18 protein-coding genes are annotated in these 22,515 nt (G+C 66.3%); 5 read left to right on the plus strand and 13 right to left on the minus strand.

Annotated features, from left to right (window positions below):
• Positions 1-16: 16 nt before the first annotated feature.
• The 10 genes from WAQ08_RS00890 to WAQ08_RS00935 form a co-directional block, all read right to left on the minus strand.
• Positions 17-1,522, minus strand: a complete 1,506-nt coding sequence (locus WAQ08_RS00890; protein WP_422188759.1) for an indolepyruvate oxidoreductase subunit beta family protein — start codon at positions 1,520-1,522, stop codon at positions 17-19.
• 17 nt (positions 1,523-1,539) lie between these two features.
• Positions 1,540-3,693, minus strand: a complete 2,154-nt coding sequence (locus WAQ08_RS00895) for a thiamine pyrophosphate-dependent enzyme (protein WP_422188760.1) — start codon at positions 3,691-3,693, stop codon at positions 1,540-1,542.
• A gap of 170 nt (positions 3,694-3,863) precedes the next feature.
• Positions 3,864-5,462 carry a phytoene desaturase family protein gene (locus WAQ08_RS00900; protein ID WP_422188761.1) on the minus strand — a complete coding sequence of 533 codons (1,599 nt, stop codon included), beginning with the start codon at positions 5,460-5,462 and terminating at the stop codon, positions 3,864-3,866.
• 29 nt (positions 5,463-5,491) lie between these two features.
• Positions 5,492-6,247, minus strand: coding sequence for a hypothetical protein (locus WAQ08_RS00905; RefSeq protein WP_422188762.1), 756 nt, complete (start codon positions 6,245-6,247; stop codon positions 5,492-5,494).
• Between the two features lie 117 nt (positions 6,248-6,364).
• The gene (locus WAQ08_RS00910) at positions 6,365-7,810 is read right to left on the minus strand and encodes an ABC transporter substrate-binding protein (protein ID WP_422188763.1); all 1,446 of its coding nucleotides are present in this window, start codon (positions 7,808-7,810) and stop codon (positions 6,365-6,367) included.
• Between the two features lie 232 nt (positions 7,811-8,042).
• The gene (locus WAQ08_RS00915; protein ID WP_422188764.1) at positions 8,043-8,864 is read right to left on the minus strand and encodes a cyclase family protein; all 822 of its coding nucleotides are present in this window, start codon (positions 8,862-8,864) and stop codon (positions 8,043-8,045) included.
• Positions 8,865-8,924: 60 nt separating this feature from the next.
• Entirely contained in the window at positions 8,925-9,752 is an 828-nt protein-coding gene (locus WAQ08_RS00920; RefSeq protein ID WP_422188765.1) for an ABC transporter ATP-binding protein, read from the minus strand.
• Entirely contained in the window at positions 9,749-10,630 is an 882-nt protein-coding gene (locus WAQ08_RS00925) for an ABC transporter ATP-binding protein (RefSeq protein ID WP_422188766.1), read from the minus strand. Before WAQ08_RS00925 ends, WAQ08_RS00920 begins: the two co-directional genes overlap by 4 nt.
• A complete protein-coding gene (locus WAQ08_RS00930; RefSeq protein WP_422188767.1) occupies positions 10,627-11,505 on the minus strand; it encodes an ABC transporter permease in 879 nt (292 codons plus the stop codon). Before WAQ08_RS00930 ends, WAQ08_RS00925 begins: the two co-directional genes overlap by 4 nt.
• Complete coding sequence (locus WAQ08_RS00935) at positions 11,502-12,512, minus strand: ABC transporter permease (protein WP_422188768.1); 1,011 nt, start codon at positions 12,510-12,512, stop codon at positions 11,502-11,504. The genes WAQ08_RS00930 and WAQ08_RS00935 overlap by 4 nt, the downstream gene beginning before the upstream one ends.
• A gap of 284 nt (positions 12,513-12,796) precedes the next feature.
• Between WAQ08_RS00935 and WAQ08_RS00940 the strand changes: the two genes are divergently transcribed.
• From WAQ08_RS00940 to WAQ08_RS00960, 5 genes are all read left to right on the plus strand, one after another.
• Positions 12,797-13,837, plus strand: coding sequence for an AraC family transcriptional regulator (locus WAQ08_RS00940; RefSeq protein ID WP_422188769.1), 1,041 nt, complete (start codon positions 12,797-12,799; stop codon positions 13,835-13,837).
• On the plus strand, positions 13,834-15,408 hold the full coding sequence (locus WAQ08_RS00945; RefSeq protein ID WP_422188770.1) for a phytoene desaturase family protein: 1,575 nt from the start codon (positions 13,834-13,836) through the stop codon (positions 15,406-15,408). The genes WAQ08_RS00940 and WAQ08_RS00945 overlap by 4 nt, the downstream gene beginning before the upstream one ends.
• A 149-nt stretch (positions 15,409-15,557) precedes the next feature.
• Positions 15,558-16,346, plus strand: coding sequence for an SDR family oxidoreductase (locus WAQ08_RS00950; protein ID WP_422188771.1), 789 nt, complete (start codon positions 15,558-15,560; stop codon positions 16,344-16,346).
• A gap of 65 nt (positions 16,347-16,411) precedes the next feature.
• Positions 16,412-17,656: a styrene monooxygenase/indole monooxygenase family protein gene (locus WAQ08_RS00955; protein ID WP_422188772.1), complete on the plus strand. Its 1,245-nt coding sequence runs from the start codon at positions 16,412-16,414 to the stop codon at positions 17,654-17,656.
• Positions 17,657-17,676: 20 nt separating this feature from the next.
• Entirely contained in the window at positions 17,677-18,195 is a 519-nt protein-coding gene (locus tag WAQ08_RS00960) for a flavin reductase family protein (RefSeq protein WP_422188773.1), read from the plus strand.
• A 59-nt stretch (positions 18,196-18,254) separates the two neighbouring features.
• On the opposite strand, the gene WAQ08_RS00965 is transcribed toward WAQ08_RS00960, so the two are convergent.
• The 3 genes from WAQ08_RS00965 to WAQ08_RS00975 all read right to left on the minus strand — a co-directional run bounded on the left by WAQ08_RS00965 (position 18,255) and on the right by WAQ08_RS00975 (position 22,502).
• Complete coding sequence (locus WAQ08_RS00965) at positions 18,255-19,262, minus strand: AraC family transcriptional regulator (protein WP_422188774.1); 1,008 nt, start codon at positions 19,260-19,262, stop codon at positions 18,255-18,257.
• A gap of 246 nt (positions 19,263-19,508) precedes the next feature.
• Positions 19,509-21,698 carry an ATP-binding protein gene (locus WAQ08_RS00970; protein ID WP_422188775.1) on the minus strand — a complete coding sequence of 730 codons (2,190 nt, stop codon included), beginning with the start codon at positions 21,696-21,698 and terminating at the stop codon, positions 19,509-19,511.
• 72 nt (positions 21,699-21,770) lie between these two features.
• Entirely contained in the window at positions 21,771-22,502 is a 732-nt protein-coding gene (locus tag WAQ08_RS00975) for a SapC family protein (protein WP_422188776.1), read from the minus strand.
• Between the last annotated feature and the right edge of the window lie 13 nt (positions 22,503-22,515).

A 22,515-nucleotide genomic window follows, 5' to 3' on the forward strand; every position in this document is an offset into this window, starting at 1 on the left:
GCGTTAGAGCCCTCTCTCAAGCCAGCGCCATCCGCTGCAGCGCGAAGCGCAGCTTCTGGCCATCTTCGGAAGCCAGTGCCGCATCGCGCAGCTCGCCCAGGGCGGCCGGTGCCAGGCGGTTCTCGTGCTTCTCCAGGATGCTCATCAGCGTCTCGTAGTTGCCCAGGCCGCGGGCATGCGTGTCGCCGTAGCCTTTGACCAGGCGCTGCAGGCGGGCCACTTCAAGCGCCAGGGCCGGGTGGCCATGCGCCAGCGCCAGGATCTTGGCAAACCAGCGCTCGATGCGCTGGTTCTCCAGCTCGTAGCGCAGGGTGGTGCGGCGCGCCACGCGCCAGCGCGACAACGTCCACAGCAGCAGGAAGCCCGGCAGCGACGAGGTGCGGATCACGCGCCCTTCGGTCGTCATGCGGGCCACCAGGCGATGGATGGCGTGCGGCTTGGCCAGCCAGCGGCCCAGGCCGGCCGGCAGCGTCTCGCAGATCTCTTCGATGCGGGGGTGCATGAACTCGTTGATGCGCACCTGCTGGTCCTGCTTGGCACGCACCTCGCCCTGCACGCGGTCGAAGCGGCTGCCACGGGTCTTGAGGTCAGCCACGCGGATCGTGTCCTCGTAGGACATCCACAGCGCCAGGTGGCGCGCCACCTCGCCCGTCAACACCGGGTCGAGCCCGCCGGTGCGGCGTTGCAGCGTTTCCAGGCGGTCGAGGTACAGGCCGGCGTAGGCTACATCCTGGTAATCGATCAGGCGGCGCACGCCTTCGCGCACCAAGTGCGACGAGCGCTTGTCGAAGCCCGCGTCTACCCGCGACAACAGAGCTGCCACCGCAGCAGAGCGAGGATTGGGCGCAGCCGCTGCCGGGGCCTCGGCCTTGACGGCGCCCTGGCCCATGGCCTCGGCACTGCCCCGTGCGAAGGCCTTCAGGCTGGGCTTGACGCCCACACCGCCACGCTCGATGGTCTGCTCGAACTGCTCGCGGCTGAATGGCACGACACCGGTGCCGCACAGCGCGCCGAAAAGCACGGCGCTGATCACGCTGCCGGTTTCCTCGGCCGCCTGGGCCATGTCGAAGCTGACAAGGCGCTTGGCGGCCTTTTCGGCATGCTTTAGCAGCACGTCGACGTCCACACGGCCATCGCCCATCGCGGATTTCTCGGCGATCGAGTAGACGCGGTGGGTGGAGGTCAGCAGGGCCGTACGGTCCGGCGTGACCAGGCCACGCTGCACGGCGCGGCCGGCTTCCATCAGCTCGGAGCACAGCACCACGTCCACGTCACCGGGCATGGGCATCAGGGCCAGGATGGGGGTGCGCTTCTCAGAAGGTGCCGCGGGGGGCAGCAGCTCCACGTAGTAGATGGTGGCGCCAGTGCGTTGCGCCACGCCGGGCACCGAGGTGGTCTGCGCTGTCCAGCCGTTGTGCTCGCCCAGGTCGACGATCCAATCGGCCAGCACCCCGCCGCCTTCACCGCCCATCGCCAGGATGGCGATCTTGATGGGCTGCTGGATGTTGTTGATCTCTTGCATGATCTTCTCGCGCCTTGTCAGAAGGCCAGTTCTTCACGACGGCGGGCATCGCGGCCCTGCAGCCAGCCGATCACCGCACCACCGACACGCTTCTTGAACTTGTCCATGCGGCTGGGGTTGGTGATGACCTCGGCACGGTAGAAGGAGGGGCACAGCACCGCGGCGTGCGACACCTCGCCGCACAGCCCGCAGCCCACGCAACTGTCCTGCACGGCCGCGACGGGATCGGTGCGCAGCGGATCCGGGTTGGGCTTGATCGTGAGCGAGGGGCAGCCGGACAGGCGGATGCAGGAGTGGTCGCCCGTGCAGGTGTCCGGGTCCACGCCGAAGCGCTCGCGCACCACGCGCTCGCCCGCGGCCACGGCCTTGCGCACCTTGGGCTTCTCACGGCGCTGCTTGTTGAGCATGCATTCGCTCTGTGCGATCAGCACCTTGGGGCCGGCTTCCTTGGTGGTCAGCGCCTCGCGCAGGGTGGCCATCATGGTCTTGAGGTCGTAGGTGCGCTTGACGCGGTGCACCCATTCGACGCCCACGCCGCGCACCGCCTTCTCGATCTCGTGGCCCGTGCTGCGCGTGTCGTTCAGCGCGGTCGATGAGAGGATGTCCTGCCCGCCCGTGGCCGAGGTGTAGCTGTTGTCAACAACGATGGTCAGGTTGTCGCTGCGGTTGAACACCGCGTTGGCGATGCCCGATGTGAGCCCGTTGTGCCAGAAGCCGCCATCGCCCATCACCGAGATGGCGCGCTTGGCGCCCGGCGTGTTGAAGGCTGCCGCACTGGCGGCGCCCAGGCCGTAGCCCATGGTGGTCGCGCCAATGTTGAACGGCGGCAGGATGGAGAACAGGTGGCAGCCGATGTCGGCCGTCACGTGGTGCGGGCCCAGCTCGCGCTCGACCAGCTTCATCGCCGTGAAGATGGGCCGCTCGGGGCAGCCGGTGCAGAAGCCCGGCGGGCGGGCGTGCACGTTGGCGGCCAGCTCCGCGCTGGCCTCGGCCGACACGGGCTGCAGCGGGATGACCTTGCGTTCCTTCGGGTCGGCCGGGATCTTGCCGTACTGCTGCAGGAAGGCCTTGATGCCGGCCAGCATGATGGCGGTGTTGTACTCGCCAGCCAGGGGCAGAAGGTCCTTGCCATGCAGGGTGGTCGGCGATTTCAGGCGGCGCAGGATGTCGGCCACGTTCTGCTCGATGAAGTTGGGCTGCCCCTCCTCCAGCACCAGCACGGCCCGCTTGCCTTCGCAGAAACGCTCGAACTCGTCGTCGATCAGCGGGTAGGCCACGTTCATCACGTACAGCGGCACCTTGCTCTCGCCGTACACATCGGCCAGGCCCAGCTTGTTGAGCGCGCGGATCAGCGTGTTGTAGGAGCCGCCCTGCACCACGATGCCGACGTCGTCGTCCTTCTCGGAGAAGAACTCGTTGAGTTGGCGCTCCTTGATGAAACGCACGGCGGCGGGCCAGCGCTGCTCGACCTTTTCCTTCTCGTGCAGGAAGCTGGCGGGCGGTAGCACGATGCGGTTCACATCGCGCTGCGGGCGGGCCAGGGCCTGCTTGATGGTGAAATTGGCACGCTTGTTGTCGCTGGCGACGAACTGGCCGTGCACGTGGCAGGCGCGGATGCGCAACTGCAGCATCACCGGCGTGCTGCTGGCCTCGGATAAATCGAAACCATCCTTCACGGCCTGCACGATGCAGGGCAGGTTGGGGCGTGGATCCAGCAGCCACATCTGCGATTTCATCGCGAAGGCGTGCGAGCGCTCCTGCATGATCGACGAGCCTTCGCCGTAGTCTTCGCCCACGATGATCAGCGCGCCGCCGAGCACACCGCCCGAGGCCAGGTTGGCCAGCGCATCGGAGGCCACATTGGTGCCCACCGTGGCCTTGAAGGTCACGGCGCCACGCAGCGGGTAGTTCACCGAGGCAGCCAAGGTGGCGGCCGCAGTGGCCTCGCTCGCGCTGTTCTCGAAGCGGATGCCGTGGTCGGTGAGGATGTCCTGCGCGTCGGCCAGCACATCCATCAGGTGGGAGATGGGCGCGCCCTGGTAACCCGCCACATAGGACACGCCGGATTCCAGCAGTGCCTTGGTGACAGCCAGGATGCCTTCACCACTGAAGACCTCGCCTGCACCGAGGCGGAGCTTCTTGACTTCTTCAACAAACGATCTTTCGGCCATGGCCACTTCTCCGGGGGGACGGCGCGCACATCACATGCGCCACGGATTCACTGTCACATCAATTGCTTTAGAAGTCAATCGATGAATCTTCATGGATTGAATCGGAGCGAATTCCGGATGGCTTTGTGCGATTTACGGATACCCGCGGCCGGTTTCAATCCTTCATGCGTTCACTTTCGCGACAAGGCCTGCGCCACCAGGTAGCCCGAGCCGGCGCCCAGGCCAGGGCCCGGGTGCGTGGAAGCACCGATCTGGTACAGATTGGCGCAGGGCGTCTGATGGCCCCGCGCACCCGCCGTGGACGCGAAGGGACGCATCCAGAAAAACTGGTCCGGAGAGCACACGCCCGCATAGGGGTCGCCGCCCACCAGGTTGCAGTTCAAGCCCTGCAGATCGGCCGGGCTGAAGGCCTTGCGGCCCACCACCTGGGCACTCAGGCCCGGCATCACCTGCTCCAGGCGCTGCTGCACGCGGTCGGCCATGGCCTCGCGCACGGCCGGGGTCCAGGCGCCATCAGCGGGCACGTCGATCGTGCCGCCGGCATCGCCACGGATACGGCTGGGCAGCTCCTGCATCTGCACCCACAGGATCGAGCCGTCCGCTGGCGCACGGCTGGGATCGACCGCCGTCGGCTGGCCGATGGCCAACGTGGGCCGGGCCGGCAGGTAGCCATTGCAGGCCGTGACCACCGACAGGCAGACTTCTTCCATGCTTTCGGTCAGGTGCACCAGTGGCACGCGCGCCAGCTCGGGCGTCGTCCATTGGGGCTGGCCACGCAGCGCGAAGTGGATCTGCATGCCACCACGGCCATAGCGGTAGCCCTGGGCCTTCTCCTGCACGGCGGCCGGGGCATCAGGCCACAAGCGGCCATACAGCTGCGTGGGCGTCACGTTGCAGACCACAGCCTGCCTGGCCTGCACCAGCTCGTCACCCACGCGCACGCCGGTGGCACGGGCCTTGGCGCCTTGCCCGCTGAACACGATCTCGGTGACATCGGCGTTCACGCGCAGGCTGCCACCTGCGCCCTCGATGACCTTGGTGAGGGCGCGCACCACGCCTTCGCTGCCGCCCTGCACCACCGGCATGCCCCCGGCCACCACGGCGGCAAACGTGAGCTTGCCGATCAGGGCCGAACAGGCCTCGTCCGGGCCCAGGCCCGAGTGCAGGATCCACGGGGCGATCATCGCGCGGGTGGCATCGTGCGCCAGCTCGCGCTCGGCCCATCGGCGGAAGCTCTCCAGCGAGGCCGAGGCATAAGCCACCATGCCATCCACGCCGCGCTTGAAGCCCTCGCGGGCCAGCAGCTTGGCCATGTCCCAGCCATAGGGCGATTGGCCCATCAGGCCGAAGGTGAGCGAGGCGTCCTCGCCGAACATGCGGGCCGCCATGGCGGCCACCTTCTGGCCATCACCAGGGCACAGCGCATCGATGCGGCGCGCGGCATCGGCCAGATCCTGCTTGAGCGCCAGGCCGCTGCCATCGGGCAGCACCAGGCCGGTGGTGTACTCGCCCTGCGCAAAGCGCAGGCCGGCGGCCTCCAGCTTGTCCTTCAGTTCGGCATAGCCGGGGCTGCCCATGAACAGCGGGTACCACTGCGAGAGCACATCGATCCGATAGCCCGGGAAAAGCTCTTCCGTGCGGATGCAGCCGCCCAGGCGGTCATTGCGCTCCAGCACCAGCACGCGCTTGCCCCGGGTGGCCAGCAAGGCCGCCCCGACGAGGGCGTTGATGCCGCTGCCAACGAAAACGATGTCGAATTCTTGTTTCATGGAAATGTGGTTCTGTCTCAAGCGCTGTCTCAAGCAACAATGGGCGCCCTGGGCGCCCACATCATGTTCATCCGGTCTGATGATGCCTCACCAGTTGATCGAGCTGCTGGCTGCTCAGCACCTGCTGGTCCAGCCGTTTCAGGAAGGCCGACACGACCTCGATGCGTGTCGCCGCGCTGTCCTCGACCTGCTGTATCGCGTGGCGGGAGGCGTTGTTGAAGCCCACCCCCCTCGTCGCCGACCTTCAAGGTTCCGTCGACCTCCGCATCGGCCGATCGACATGAGGTGGAGAGATTGTTCGTGAGGCGCCCGGCCTCGGCTGCGGCTTCGTTGGTCTGGCGTGCGATGCGCTTGATCACGGCGACGATGCCACCGATCTCATCGGCACGGCCCTGCAGGCCTTTGAAGACCAGGGCCGTGGCTTGCAGGTTCTCGCGCAGCGATTCGAAGCAGGCGCTGACATCCTTGGTCGCACCGGAGGCCGTGGCCACCAGGGCGCTGGATTGACGCGCCAAGTCCGTGACGCGGTCCATGTCGCGCCGGCACTGCTCGATGCCCTCGCGCAGGCGGTGGGCCAGCGTGGCGACATCCTTCAGCGAGACATCGGAGGCATCCCCATCGGCGCTGCTGCCGACCGGCTCCGGCAAGGGCGCCCGCACGCTGAGCGCAGGCTCGTCGTCGATCACGGCGCGGCGTGCCGCCACCGGTCGCGCACGCCAGCCCAGGATAAAAATGAGCCCGAACAGCGCGATCAGCAAGGCACTGGTCCATGCACTTTGCGCCATTGCCGGGCTCCAAACTCCTGTCGCGCAGATGCCCGCGCCCACAACGGACATGGCCACCAGAAGGGATGTCGAGTTGCCTTGCACAGCCATCTGCCTCAATCAGGAGAACCGCAAACGTCAGGCGCCCTGGCCGATGGTCTGGGGCAGCACAAAGCCGGCACCGTGCGGCGCGAACTTCAGGCCCTTGCGATAGACCACCGTCTGGCTGTACTGGAACAGCGGGATCACCAGCGCCTCATCGGCAATGTACTTGCTCACGGCCTTGTAGCCGGCGATGCGCTTGGCCTCGTCCTTCTCGCCCCACAGCGGGCCGATCATGCCGTCCAGCACCTTGGGGTCCTTCCAGGCCGAGTGCGGCGAATGGCTGAACATGGCGAAGCCGGTGGAGGTAGAGGGATCGCCGATGGCATTGCCCCAGTTGTAGAAGGCCGCAGGCGCCAGCTTGTGCTGCGAGCGCAGCTCGTAGTGCTTGGCCACTTCGTAGACCTCCAACTCGGCCTGCACGCCGATGCGGGACCACATGCCCACCACGGCCTGCATCACCTCGAAATCCTTGGGCTTGAAACCACGCGTGGTCTGCACCTTGAACTTCAGCGGCTTGGCGGCGCTGTAGCCGGCCTCGGCCATCAGGGCGGCAGCCTTCTTGGGGTCGAACGGCGCCTTGATGGACGGATCGTAGGCCGCATAGCCCGAGGCTTCCAGGGTGTCCAGCGGGTGCACGTAGCCACGCAGCAGGCGGCTGGCCAGGGCCTTCTTGTCGATGGCCATGGCCAGGGCCTTGCGGACCTTGTCGTTGGTCATCGGCTCGACGTTCGTCAGGAAGATCATGCCGATGTCGGAGACAGGCGCCACGCTCACGCCGAAGCCCTTGCCCTTGAGGCGGTCGGCTTCTTCGTAGGGGATCTCCAGCGTGATGTCAGAACGGCCCGACTCCACCTCGGCCACGCGGGACGACGGGTCGGTCGTGAACTTGATCACCACGGTCTCGAACACGGGCTTGGGACCGAAGTAGTCCTTGAACGCCGAGAGGCGCACGTGCGAGCCGCGCACGAACTCATCGACCTTGTAGGGGCCGCTGCCGATGGGCTTCTTCTCGAAACCTTCAGGGCCGACCTTCTCGAAATAGGCCTTGGGCAGGATGTAGCCCGTCAGGAAGGCCATCCACTTGAACAAGGCCGGTTCGTACTCGCGCACATCGGCCGTGACCTTGTTGCCCACGGCCTTGACGTTGGTGATCTTGCTCCACAGGAACTGGATGGGGTTGCCCGTCTTGGGATCGGCCGCACGGCGCAGCGACCAGGCCACGTCCTCGGCCGTGATGGGCGTGCCGTCGTGCCACTTGGCACCGCTGCGCACCGTCATGGACACCTGGGTCTTGTCTGCGTTCCAACCCCATTCGGTGAGCAGGTCGGACTTCAGCGACAGATCGTTGTTCTGCGTGATGAACTGTGCGAACACCGCCTTGTACAGCGACTGGATGGTGGGGTTCACGGCCGAGGGTCCCACGGTGGGATCCCAGGAAGGAAGGTCGACGTTGTAGGCGATGGTCAGCGAATTCTTCATTTGCGCAAGCACACTCAAAGGACCGGAGGCACCCAAGGCCGCAATCACCATGCCAGTGTTGGCGCAGAACGCACGCCGGCTGCCATCGTGATTCGCATTCGTAGTCATACAAACCTTTCTCGGCGCACGCATCAGGCGCCATCTAACAGACAAAGCGACCCCCTGGCCTGCTCATGGCAGACCAAGGCACTGAAGAATCATTGAAGAGGTGGCCCGCACCGCGGGCCGGTGCTCAGTTCTTGACCAGGGCCAGCACGCGCAGCGGCGAGCCGGAGCCTTCCTTGATCTTGAGCGGGGCGCTGATGATCACCGCGCCCGTGGGCGGCAGCATGTACAGGTTGTTCAGGCACTGCAGGCCGAACTTGTTGGCGCCGTGCATCAGCGTGTGGCAGGGGTAAGGCATTTCCCAGCCGAAGGACTGGCCCGCATCGGTGTTGATGGTCTCGACACCGAAACCGCGCACATCACGCGCCACCAGGAACTCGACCGCGGCCTTGTCCGGGCCGGGCGTGTGCGGGCCGTCGGCCGAGAAGTTGGCGTACGAGGCGGGATCGGAGATGCGCTTGCACCAGTCGGTGCGCAGGAACACCCAGGCACCTGCCGGGATGCGGCCGTGCTGCGCCTCCCAGCGCTCGATGAAGGGCACGGTGACGATGAAATCGGGGTTCTCGGCGGCTTCGGCGCTGGCATCGATCACGCAGACCGGGCCCACGAAGGCGGCGGGGTCGATCTCATCGACGGTGTTGGCCGGGAAATCCTTGCCGCTGATCCAGTGCACGGGCGCGTCGAAGTGGGTGCCGGTGTGCTCGCCGCAGCTGAAGTTGTTCCAGTACCAGGCGGGGCCTGCGGCGTCGTACTGCGAGATCTTCTCGCGCTTGAACGCCCAGACCTGTCCGAACTCCGGCGGCAGTTGCAGCGCAGGGAAATCCTCGGTCAAGGTGTGGGTCAGGTCGATGATGCGCACCGAACCGGTGGCGAGGCCTTGAACGAGATCCTGGAGGACTTGGGTCACTGAAATGCTCCTGCGAAAGTCTGACGGTGGGGATGGCCCCATCTTGCCCAGATGCCTGGCGCGGCTCTATCCAGAATCCGCACCGGGCTATCCGGCTGGCGCTTATCCTTGCACAGCATCCAGCCAGTGGGCGTCCGGCTCGGGCAAAGGGATGGAATCGAGCAGTTTGCGCGTGTATTCGCTGCGGGGCTGGGCAAAGACCTGACCGCAATCCCCGGATTCGACCACGTTGCCGCCGCGAAGGATCAGCACGCGGTCGCACAGGCTGCGCACCAGCGACAGGTCATGGCTGATGAAGATCAGCGAGACGCGCTCTTCGCGGCGCAGCGATTCCAGCAGTTCTACGATGCGGGCCTGGGCGGACACATCCAGGCCGGAGGTCACCTCATCGGCGATCAGCACCTTGGGGCTCAGGGCCAGCGCCCGGGCGATGTTCACGCGCTGCCGCTGGCCACCAGAGAGCTCATGCGGATAACGCGATGCGAAACCGGCGGGCAGGCCCACGCGCTCCAGCAGCGCGATGGCGGCCTGCTCGGGCTTGCGACCGTTCAGGCGGTTCAGGGCCTCCAGCGGACGCACGATGCTGGCGCCCACGCGGCGGCGCGGGTTCAGCGCCGACATCGGGTCCTGGAACACCAGCTGCAGCTTGGCGCGGTAATCGCGCAGGCGCTCGGCGTCCATGTCCGCGTCGATGGGGGCGCCCTCGAACTCGATGAAGCCACGCTGGGGCGGCATCAAGAGGGTCAGCGCCCGTGCCAGCGAGCTCTTGCCGCTGCCGGATTCACCGATCACGCCCAGGGCCTGGCCAGGTTTGAGCGAGATGCTCACATCCTGCAGGATGGTGCGCGTCGCCTTGTCGCGGCGCCCTTGTGGAGAGAGATCAGGCACGTCCAGGCCCAGGCCGCGGACATGCAGAAGGGGCTGGCTCATGCGGCGTTCCTCAAGGCGTCGATCTGGTGGGCTTCGGCCTGCAGCGATTCGATCAGGCTCTCGCTCACCGGCGTGAGCTGGTGGCCCGGGCGGTCGAAGCGGGGCGTCGCACCCAGCAGCGCACGGGTGTAGGGGTGCTTCGGCTCACGGTAGACATCGGCCACCGCGCCGGATTCGAGGATGCGCCCGGTGTGGATCACGCTCATGTGATCAGCCAGCTTGGCCACCACGCCCAGATCGTGCGTGACGAAGAGCACGCCCTGCCCTTCGCGGGCCAGCTCACGGATCAGGCGCAGCACTTCCTTCTGCACGGTCACGTCCAGCGCGGTGGTCGGCTCATCGCAGATGATCAGCTGCGGCTTGCAGGCCCACGCGATGGCGATGACCACGCGCTGGCGCATGCCGCCGGACAGCTCATAGGGGTAGAGCTGGCGCACGCGCTCCGGATCACGGATGTGCACCTTCTCCAGCAGGGCCAGGCATTCCTTGCGCAGCGCATCGCCACGCAGCCCGCTGTGCAGGCGCAGCACGTCCTCGATCTGCGCGCCGATGCGCCGCAGCGGGTTCAGCGCCGTGAGCGGATCCTGCAGCACCATGCTCACCACGGGGCCGCGCAGTCGGCGCCATTCGCGCTCGTGGGCCTGCGTCACATCCTTGCCATTGAGGAAGATGTGCCCGCCCGTGATGCGCGCACCAGGCGGCGTCAGGCCCGTGGCACAGCGCGTCACCATGGACTTGCCGCCGCCCGATTCACCCACCAGGGCATGGACCTGGCCGGCCTCCACCGTCAGGTTCACGCCGCGCAGGATGTGCGAGGTGCGCCCTGCCGAGGTGATCGACATCTCCAGGTTCTCGATGTGAAGGACTTGCTTGCTCATTTACGCACCACCGGGTCCAGTTCATGACGCAGGCCATCACCCAGGGCATTGAGCCCGATGACGGAGACGATGGTCGCGATGATGGGCACCGTCATCAGCCAGGGCGACTGGTTCACGTACAGGCGCCCCTCGCCGATCATGCTGCCCCAGGTGGCCTCGCCCGAGGCGATGGACAGCCCCACGAAGCTCAGGATGGCCTCGACCACGATGGCCACGCCCATCTCCAGCGAGATCAGCGTGATCAGCAACGGCGCCACATTGGGCAAGATCTCGCTGACCAGCGTGCGCACCGGGCCGAGGCCCAGCATGCGCGCCGAAGTCACGTAATCCAGTTGGCGCTGGGCCCGCACTTCGGCCCGCACGATGCGCGCGAAGCGTGTCCAGTCCACCACCACGATGGCGATGATCACCGAGGTGAGCCCGGTGCCCAGCATGGCCACCAGCACCACGGCCAGCAGCACGGGCGGGAAAGCCATCCACACATCGACCATGCGGCAGATGACGGCATCGAGCCGACCGCCGAAGTAGCCCGCGACACCGCCCAGCACCGTGCCGACCAGTGCCGACAGCGTGGCGGCCAGCAGGGCCACGATCAGCGCGGTGCGGGCACCCCAGATCATGCGCGAGACCACATCACGGCCCAGGCTGTCCGTGCCCAGCCAGTGCATCACGGCAGGGTCACCGGCCATCATCGGCTCGGCCAGCGTGCCCGGCGGCAACAGCGGCGACATCAGGTCCTGTGCCAGCGGATCGACGGGCGACAGCCAGGGCGCGAAGACCGCGGCCACCACCAGCAAAGTGACGATGAGCGCACCGATGACGACACGCGGGTTGCGCACGAGCCGTGCGTAGGCGGGTACAGCGGCGCGGCTCATGTCGAGGTCCTCAGGCGGGGATTGATGGCCAGGGTCAGCACCTCGACCAGCAGGTTGATCAGCACGAACAGCAGCGCGAAGGTCAGCACGATGCCCTGGATCAGCGGCAGATCGCGCGCGATCACGGCATTGATGGCCAGCCCGCCGATGCCGGGGTAGCTGAACAATCGTTCAATGAGCACCGTGCCACCCAGCATGAAGGCGAACTGCACACCCGTGAGCTGCAGGGTGGGCGTGACGGCATTGGGCAGGGCCTCCACCCACAGCACCCGCGCACCGGACATGCCCTTCAGGCGCGCCAGCAGCACGTAATCGGACGACAGCGCTTCGAGGATGGAAGCACGCAGCACGCGGGCGATCATCGCGCTGACCGGAATCGCCAGGGCCACGGCCGGCGCCAGCGAGTGCACGAACACCGAGGCCGTGACATCCCACCGCCCCCGCAGCAGGCTTTCGAAGAAGTAAAAGCCCGTGCCCGCGTCAAACGGGATGGTGGGATCGAGCCGGCCCGAGATGGGCAGCCACATCCACAGCACACCGAACAGCAGGATGAAGATCAGGCCCCACAGGAAATCAGGGATGGCCTGGCAGAAGGCGGTGATGGCATCGATCACGGAGGCCAGCCAGCCGCCCTGCGTGGCCGCGGCCGAAATACCCAGCAGGCCACCGGTCACCACCGCCAGCGTCAGCGCCGTGAAGCCCAGCTCCAGCGTGGCGGGCAGGCGCTCCAGGATCAGGCCCAGCACGTTCTGCTTGAGGCTGATGGAGGTGCCGAAATCACCCTGCAAGGCATGCCACAGCCACACCGCGAACTGCTCATGGATGGGGCGGTCCAGGCCATAGAAGGCGCGCAGGCGGGCAATGTCTTCAGGGCCGGCGCCCGGCGGGATCATCATGGCCACCGGATCGCCTGGCACCACCCGCATCAGGAAGAAGACGACCACAGCCACGCCCAGCAGCGTGAGCGCGATGTGAAAAATAGTTCTCGGGGCGGATTTCCAGGACATCGAACAGGCATCGGACACCCAGGCAGGCGCATCCGGCTTACTGCATTGAACACGGGGCGATCCTCGCGCCCAGACCGCATCAGCACTATCCGCTGAGCGCGAGCCAATAGCCGAAACGCGCCGATCGCCTGCGAGACCGGGGTGGGCCGCAAATTGCTTTACCCCTGAAGTGACTTGACGGGCCTTGCGACGGGTCCGGCGGTGACATGGCAAGTTGGCGCAAACCCTAGTTGTTCGGCAATTGCTTCACATGTCAACTATATGTCGCACTCCAGGAGTGATTGATGTCCCCCTTGCCCGCCCCCCTGCTCCTCGACAGTTTCCCCCTCGTGCGTGCCACCACGGTCGAGCAGGCCAGCCGCGAAATCGGCCAGGTCTTCTCCAGGCACGACCTGTCGATGCATGACGAGACCGAAATCCTTGATGCGTGCCACAATCAGGTGCGCCTGCAGGAATCCTCGCTCAATGTGCTCTCGTATGGGGCAGACGTGACCATCGACCCCGGCCAGCGCGGCGACTTCTACATGGTGCAGATTCCGCTGCGCGGATCGGCCCGGCTGGAGTCGAAGGATGACGACATCGCCATCGACACCGATGTGCTGAGCATCCTGCAGCCGCAGGGCCATGGCCGCATGCACTGGAGTTCGGATTGCGAAATGCTGCTGTTCAGCGCGCCCAGCCAACTGGTGCAGCGGCGCTTCTTCAATGACAGCGCCCCCAAGCATGCCGACTTCGCCCTGAGCCGCAGCAGACGGGATCCGGGCGTGGCCGCCTGGTGGCAGGCCGCAATGGACATCACGCACAACATGGACCGCTTTGGCTCGCTGTGGCTCACGCACCGCGCCGCCTGCGCCTCGATGGAAGAGTTCCTGCTGTCGGCTTTCGCGCTGCTGATGCCTGAAGAAGCCACCAGCACACGCCCCGAGCGCAACAACGAGCGCTGCGTGCGCCGTGCCAAGGAATACATCCACGCGCACCTGGACCGTGCCCTCACCCTGTGCGAGATCGCCGACCACGCCTGCGTGAGCGCCCGCACGCTGGAAGCGGCCTTTCGCCGCCAGGGCGAGCCTTCGCCGCTCAGCTATGCGCGTGAACAGCGCCTGAGGGCCGCGCATGAACTGCTGTGCAATGCCAGCCGGTCGGGCCGCCCCGTAGGCGTCACCGAGGTGGCGCTGAACTTCGGCTTCGTGCACCTGGGGCGCTTTGCCGAGCAATACCGCAAGCGCTTTGGCTGCTCGCCTTCCGACACCCTCAGGCCGCGTTCGCCGGCCTTCTTCGCCAACAACTTCCGTCGCACGGAGCTTTCTCTCTCTCACGCTGCATGAGTTCTCATTTCGATGCCATCGTGGTGGGCAGTGGCCTCAACGGCCTGGCCGCCGCCGTCCACCTTTCCACCAAGGGCTGGCGTGTGCTGGTGCTGGAGCGCCAGTCACTGCCCGGCGGTGCCGTCAAGACCGCCCAGTGCACGCTGCCGGGTTTCCGGCACGACCTGTATGCGATGAACCTGAGCTCCTTTGCGGGCTCACCCTTCCATGCCGAGCATGCAGGCCTGCTGGCCCAGCATGGTTTGACCTTCATCCCGGCCGACAAGCCTTTTGCATCGGCCTTCCCGGCCGCGTCGGGCCTGCCGTGGGTGGGCGTCGAGAAGGGCCTTGAAGCCACGCTGGCGCACGTGCGCCGCGCCAACCCCGATGACGCCGCGCGCTGGATCGAACTCGACAAGGCCTTCGACGAACAGGCGCCTTACCTCTTCGGCCTGCTGGGCACACCGGCCCCATCGTGGGCCGCGCTCAAGCTGCTGTGGCGCCTGTACCGCGGGCTGGGCCTGCGCAAGGCCTCGGAGCTGGTGCGCATCCTGGTCAGCTCGCCGCGCGACTGGCTGCACGAGCACTTCCAGAGCCCGTCCGTGCACTGCATGCTGGCTTCCTGGGGCATGCACCTGGACTTCGGGCCTGACGTGTCCGGCGGTGCGCTCTTCCCTTACCTGGAAGCCATGGCCAGCCAGCGCTTCGGCATGATGCTGGGCCAGGGCGGCGCCGACACCATCATCAAGGCCATGGTCAAGGCCGTCGAGGCCGCTGGTGGCGAACTGCGCACCGAGAGCACAGTGTCCCGCATCATCGTGGAATCGGGGCGTGCCACCGGCGTCGAGCTGTCCAACGGCCAGAAGCTGATGGCCCGCCGCGCGGTGATCGCCAACGTGCATCCGCGCGCGCTGTATGGCCGCCTGCTCGGCCAGGATGCGCCGGCCGACAGCGCCAAGGCCAGCAAGCTGCGCTCGGGCCCCGCCACCATGATGATCCACCTGGCCATGGATTCACTGCCCGACTGGCGTGCGGGCGATGCGCTCAAGCAGTTCGCCTATGTGCACCTGGCACCATCGCTCACGCAACTGGCTACCACCTACGCGCAATCACTGGCCGGCACCCTGCCTGCCGAGCCCATGCTGGTGGTGGGCCAGCCCACGGCCTTCGACCCTTCTCGCGCGCCGGAAGGCAAGCATGTGCTGTGGGTACAGGTGCGCACCTTGCCCTACGAAGTGCAGGCCGACGCGGCCGGGCAACTCATGCCTGGCAGTTGGGATGAACTGAAGGAAGCCTACGCCGACCGCATGATGGACCTGCTGGAAGGCTATGCACCTGGCATCAAGGCCAAGGTGCTGGCCCGCACGGTGCTGTCGCCGGTCGATCTGGAGCGCGACAACCCCAATCTGGTCGACGGCGACAGCCTGGGCGGCAGCCACCACCTGGACCAGTTCTTCATGCTGCGCCCGGCCTGGGGCCGCGCGCGCTGGCGCACCGGCGTGGACAGCCTGTACCACGTGGGCGCCAGCACCTGGCCCGGCGGCGGCACGGGCGCAGGCTCGGGCTACATGCTGGCCAAGGAGATCGCCTGAACTGTCCGCAGATAGTGGATAAGGCCTGCAGCTTGCGGCTACCGCCCGACACCCTTCTTCGACCAAGATCAAGCCACGCACCGCGCGGAGTCTGATCGATCCATCTGACTTTCCCGCCGGTGATCGCAACGCGGACGGAAAGGAAAGTCATGCAAGGATTGAGCGGAAAGGTGGCCATCGTCACCGGTGGCGCCACCCTGATCGGGCAGGCCGTGGTGAACCGCCTGGTGGCCGCAGGCGCCCAGGTGATGGTGTTCGATGTGGACGAAGCGGGTGGCGCCAGCCTGGCGGCCCAGCACCCGCAGCAGGTGCGCTTTCAGGCGCTGGACCTGACCGACGATGCGCGGCTCGACGCCGCCGTGGCGGACGTGGTGCAAAGCCTGGGCGGCATCCACCTGCTGGTGAACCTGGCCTGCACCTACCTGGACGACGGCGCGGCCTCGGGCCGTGCTGATTGGCTCAAGGCGCTGGACGTGAACGTCGTCAGCGCCGTGATGATGGCCCGTGCCGTGCGCGAGCCCATGAAGCAGGCCGGTGGCGGCGCCATCGTCAACTTCACCAGCATCTCGTCGAGCGTCGCGCAGACGGGGCGCTGGCTCTACCCCGTGTCCAAAGCCGCTTTGCTGCAGGTTACGCGCAGCCTGGCCATGGACTTCGCGCCCGACCTCATCCGCGTCAACTCCGTGTCGCCCGGCTGGACCTGGTCGCGCGTGATCAGCGAATGCGCTGGCGGCAACCGCGCCAAGGCCAATGACGTGGCCTCGTCCTACCACCTGCTGGGCCGCGTGGGCGATCCCGCCGAGGTGGCCGAGGTGGTGGCCTTTCTGCTCTCCAGTCAGGCCAGCTTCGTCACCGGTGCCGACTACGCCGTCGATGGCGGCTACTCGGCCATGGGCCCCGAACAGAACGTGCCCGCCATTCCCCGCCTGATGGCTTGATGACGGCGCACACCGTCGCATCGCCCCACAACCCCATTGCCCCAATCGCCTGAAAGGAACGCACCATGCGTCGCATCGCCATCGTGGGTGGAGGCCAGGCCGGCCTGCCACTGGCCCTGTCCCTGCTGAACAAGAACTACGACGTCACCCTGGTGACCAACCGCACGCCGGACGACCTGCGCAAGGGCAAGGTCATGTCCAGCCAGTGCATGTTCCAGGATTCGCTGCAGATCGAGCGTGATGCCGGCCTGAACCAGTGGGAAGCCATGTGCCCGCCGGTCGAAGGCATCAGCCTGACCGTGCCGCACCCCGAGCAACCCGGCGCCAAGCTCATCGATTGGGGTCACCGCCTCGACCACTATGGCCAAGCGGTGGATCAGCGCGTGAAGATGCCCGTGTGGATGGAACTGTTCGAGCAGCGCGGCGGCAAGCTGATCATTCAGGACGCTGGCGTGGCCGAGCTGGAAGAGCTGGCCAGCACGCACGACCTGGTGGTGCTCGCTGCAGGCAAGGGCGAGGTCGTCAAGCTGTTCGAGCGCGATGCCGCACGCTCGCGTTTTGACAGCCCGCAGCGCGCGCTGGCCTTGACCTATGTGCACAGCCTGGCAGAAACGCCTGACTACACGCGCGTGGCCTTCAACCTGATCCCGACCGTCGGCGAGTACTTCGTGTTCCCTGCCTACACGCACACCGGCCCATGCCACATCATGGTGTTCGAAGGCCTGCCCGGCGGCCCCATGGATTGCTGGAAGGGCCTCAGCAGCCCGCAGGAGCACCTGGCCACCAGCCGCAAGATCCTGGAGACCTTCCTGCCCTGGGAGGCCGAGCGCGCCAGGCATGTCGAGCTGACCGATGCCAACGGCATCCTGGCCGGTACCTTCGCGCCCACCATCCGCAAGCCTGTGCTTCGCCTGCCTTCGGGCAAGCTGGTGTTCGGCCTGGGCGATGCGGTCGTGGTCAACGACCCGATCACGGGTCAGGGCTCGAACAACGCCACCAAGGCCTACCGGGTGTACCTGGACGCCATCCTGGCGCGCGGCGATCAGCCCTACACCGAAGACTGGATGAACCAGACCTTCGAGACCTTCTGGCGCTATGGCCAGGACGTGGTGGCCTGGACCAACTCCATGCTGATGCCACCGCCCCCGCACCTGCTGAACCTGCTGGGCGCCGCGGGGCAATGCCCGCCGATCGCCAAGGCCATCGTCAACGGCTTCAACAACCCGCCGGACTTCTTCCCGTGGTGGGCCGAGCCGCAAGCCTGTGAGCGCTTCGTGGGCGAGAAGATGGCCGAGGCGGTGGCTGCATGATCACGCAGGACGCACCCACCATGAGTTCTGCGCGCGGCCCCGCGTGGGGGCAGACCGAGTTCGAGAGCAAGGCCTTGCGCCATGCGCTGGGCCGCTATCCGACCGGGGTGGCGATCGTCACGACGCGCAGCGCGGACGGGCGGGACATTGGGCTGACGATCAACTCGTTCGCATCCTTGTCGCTGTCGCCGGCGCTGGTGTTGTGGAGCCTGGTGGATCGCTCACCCAACCTGGCGGCGTTCCAGCAGGCATCGCATTTTGCGATCAGTGTGCTGGCGCATGGCCAGCAGGATCTGGCCAGCCGGTTTGCCAGCCCGGCGGTGGTCGACAAGTTCGATCAGGTGGCGGTGTGTGAGGCGCCAGAGGGGGTGTCCGTGATCGATGGGGCACTGGCGACGCTGGTGTGCAGCACGGTCAAGCACCATGGGGAAGGGGATCACGAGTTGTTCATCGGGCGGGTGGTTCGGCTGGACACGCGGGAAGGCTCGCCACTGGTGTTTCACCATGGGCGGTTTGAATCGTTGCTCAACCTGTCTTGATTCTCTGCCTGCATTGGTTAGGGCGCTTTGTCGTGGCAAGCGCAATGGAACAGAAGGCATCAAACCCGCTTCAAGGTCTGACTGGGCGACTCCCCAAAACGCTCCTTGTACTCGGCACTGAAGCGCCCCATGTGCGCAAATCCCCAGCGCAGCGCCACCGAAGCCACACCGCCGCCCACAGGCCCCGCCAGCAGATCCCCCCGCGCCCGCTCCAGGCGGATATTGCGCAGGTACTGCATCGGGCTCTCGCCACAGAAATCATGGAAGCCCGCATACAGGCTGCGCAGGCTCACGCCGGCGATCTCGGCCAGCACTTCTGCACGGATGTTCGCGTGCGCATGGGCCTGCAGATACTCCTGCACCCGGCGCACATGCCGGGGCAGGACGGTTGAACGCCTCGCCAGGGGCTCATCACTGAAGTTGTGCGATTGGCATGACAGCAGCGAGGTCGCCACCATCTGCTCCATCTGCCCCACCAGCAGCTTGTGCTCGGACATGTCGCCCGCCTGCTCGGCCCAGTCCACCAGATAGCGCACCAGGCATTGCCACGCGGGCTGCTCCTTCCAGCGCAGGCCCAGCGCGAACTGCAGCGGCGCATCCAGCTCACGCCCCAACTGGGCCGTGAGCATGCGCTCCAGGAAGGGCCGGGCAATGCGCACCATCAGTTGGTCGCAATCGGCGCTCCAGCGCATGGCCGTGCCCAGGTGCGCGCTCACCACCGAGGCCAGATCAGGGTGCGACTCCAGCGTGTCGAAACCACTGCGCACCTGCGCGTTGCCCTGCAGGGGCATCATCACCAGGAAGAAATCATCCAGCTCGCCCGGCTCGATGCTCACCTCGGCGCCATAACACAGGCGGCTCACGCTGACATCGCCCAACGCCAGATGGTGCATGCGCGCCTGCAGGCGCTGGCGCCCACCCGTGATGTTCAGCGCATGCGGCTTCATCACCCGAGCCACGAGCGCACGGGTCTCCTGCACATCGTTCGAAGCAAACAACTGGCGTGTCGGCGCGGCCAGCATCGCACGATGCAGGCCCGCCGCAGGGGTCGAGGTGGGGATGAGCATGGAGCCTCCGTGGACGCCAACAAGCATGGGGGTGCGGCGACAGGCTGGAAGCCCGGGCGCCTGCCTGCAGCACGCAAAAGCGGTGCCAGCAGAAAAAACTTTATAGTTAAATTAATTTTCTGGATTCGGGTGTTTCCCTGAAATCGGGCATGTCGCAGGCCTCGGCGCACCAATCACAGGCGACCGATGCACCACGACACGCGCCCGTTTCATCAGACAACAGGCGATGAGGGCCCTGTCCGGCGTTCAGTTCACCCCATTGACGGCGCTCACCAAGGCTTCAAGCAGCTCATCCACGTGGTAGGGCTTCCTAAGCACCTTCAAATCGGGCTGTGGGGCCTGTGCGGTGTAGCCCGACGCCAGCACAACAGGCAGGCCCGGCTGATGCGCATGGCACCAACGCGCCAGATCAAAGCCCGTGGTGTTCCCAGGCATCACCACATCACTGAACACCACATCGAACTTGCCGCCATGCTGTAGCACGCTCTTGGCCTCATCCGCGGTGGCGCAGTGCTGAACCGAGTATCCCGCCCCACGGATCGCCGGCACCACAACGGAGGCCACCAAGGGATCGTCCTCGACCATCAACACGCGCAAGGGCCCGTGCATCACGGCCGATCTGACCGAAGCAGCCGGCGCAGCAGCCGGGGCCTGTGTGGTGGCCGGCAGCAACAGACACACGGTGGTACCGCGGCCAAGCTCACTCGTGATGCTTGCCTCGCCGCCAGATTGCCGGGCAAAGGACTGCACCTGGGCCAGCCCCAAGCCAGAGCCCGCCCCCACCGGCTTGGTGGTGAAGTAGGGGTCAAACGCCTTCTGCAAGGTCTCCGGAGACATGCCCGGGCCATCGTCTGTCACCTCCAGGCGCACGAAAGCTGATGCTGTGTTCACATGCTGCGCCGGGTCGCCAGCGCCCACCGCGGCAGCCCGGATGTCGATGCGCCCCCCATCCCTCATGGCATCGCGGGCATTGAAAATCACATTGAGCAAGGCCAGCTCGAACTGCGTCGGGTCCACGAACACGGCCGGCGTGCCAGGCTCGACATCGGCGTGCAGTGCCACATTCGCACCAGCCGCCTTGCTGGTGAGTTCGCTCACCTTGAGCAGGAAGTCATTGAGGTCCACCGGCACGGGCGCCAGTGTCTGGGCCCGGCCAAACGCCAGCATCTGCTTGACCAGGCTCGCGGCCTTGCCCGTCGCCCGCGAGGCGGCTTCGAGCATCCGGCGGGGCGGCCCTTCGGGCGTGGTGGGCAGTAACAGATGGTGTGCCGCGCTAATCGTCTGCAGCAGGTTGTTGAAATCGTGCGCCACGCCACCGGCCAGCCGGCCCACGGCTTCGCGCTTCTGAGCCTCTGCAAGACGCACCTGGACTTCGGCGGTGCGCGCCACGGCTTCGTTGACACGAGCCTCCAGGATATCGGCAGATTGACGGGCCCGCACGCCAGCATCGTGCAAGGCCTTGCCAACCTCATCGGCCTCGAACAGCCCGGTTCTGGGCGGGGTGGGTACGCGTTCCTGCACCAGATCGTCAGCGGCAGCCTTCAAGGCCAGGATGGGACGGCCGATGCTGCGCGCCACATAGAGGGCAAACATCAGGCTCAGCACCAGCAGGATGCCGGCCAGCCCCACCGCGTCGATGGCGGCCTTGCGGGCCTGTTGCTCCAGATACGCCAGCGGCAAGGCCACCACGGCGTACCATCCATACCGGTTGGGGGCACTCAGGTAGGTCAAAGAGGGCACATTGTCAAGCGTGACACTGGGCTCGAAGCCAGCCTTGCCGGCCATGGCACGATCCTTCAGGGGCCCCGTAGCGTGACGGCCAATCCACTGGTCCGGGTTCTTGCTGCGCGCCATCACGCGCAGATCCTTGTCCATCACGGCCACCACGGCGTAATGCGCCGCAGTCTTCTCGTTGACGATGGCCTGGAACACCTTGGGCTCGAAGGCTACTGCAACGCCATACTGGACGGGCTGTGACCTGGGAATGGCCACGACGCCCAATACCGGCCTCTTGATCACCGGGCCTTTCATCGAGAAATAAATGCCTTCACCTGCAGGCAGCCAGGGTTCGCCCTCGGCCATGCGGATCGAAAAGCCGGGCTCGTAAGGGCGGGCCGTGTTGAGCAGTTGATGGGTGCGTGTGAGCAGCAGCGCCCAGCTCTCCGTTCCCTGTGTGGCGCGCGCAGCTTCCACGTAAAAGCGTTGCAGGTTGCCCGACTGCAATGAGCTGGACGAACTCAGCGTCCGAGCCATCACGAAGCGCTTGTCGATCTCGCGCTCGATGATGCCCGAGAGGTTGTCTGCCACCTTCCGGACTTCGGCCAGTACGGCATCGCGCTGCTCGACATAGGCCGACCGCGCCACCACGCCGATGGCCAGGGCCGAGGGCAACCAGGCCACGAACACCAACCAGAGCAGCCGACTGCGGATCTTCACAGGCAGGAGGAGGATTGCATGGGTACTAGCGTAGCACCCTCCACTCCGGCAGGAGCAATGTCCTCAGCGTGGTTAGCCTTGACCACCACCCATGCGGTCCACCAGGGCCGACCACGACCCGATCGAGAAGAAGTGGGCATAGGCCAGCGTGAGCCAGCCCTTGGTTCGCCACGCCAGGAAGGTCTCGTCGGGCAGCTTGGCGAAGCGCTCCGCATCGATCTCCTTGAAGCCGGCCAGGCTCAGGCGTTCACCGTTGCGCAGCGTGACATCCGCGCGGTGGTCGATCAGCAGGTCGGCCTCGAGCAGGGCCTTGGCGAACGCGGCTGCCGCCAGGTGCTGCGCCTGGTAGTCGCGGCAGAAGGTCAGCGCGCTGCGCGTCAGGGCCGTGGGCTCGCCCTGCTCATCGAACAGAGGGCGATCTCGCCCGGGCACCAGGGCCTGGGCCGCCTCGTCGATGCACAGCGTCAGTTCGGCACGGGCTTCATCCTCCAGGAAGATGAAGGGGTAGCGCCGCACATAGGCCGGGACGTACACGCCGGTCGCCCATTGCCCATCGGCGCCCACGAACAGGTTCTGCTGCCCGCGCAGCCCGAGGATGGCCACGGGGTGCGGGGTGGCTTCGTCGCTGAAGACGATGGGAAAGTGCCGTGCGGCCGTCGACAGCTCTTCGGCCACCAGCGGCACCGCGTTGGTGGTGGCGGCAAAGGCATAGCCCGGCTCACGCGCCAGGGAGCGCTCGCCGTGCTCACCGGGTGTCAGCACCCGGGGCGATTTGTAGAACAGCGGAAAGGAAGCGTCAGTCATCCAGGATGTCCAG

This window comes from Aquabacterium sp. (genome assembly GCF_049274795.1).
GTDB lineage: Bacteria > Pseudomonadota > Gammaproteobacteria > Burkholderiales > Burkholderiaceae_C > Aquabacterium.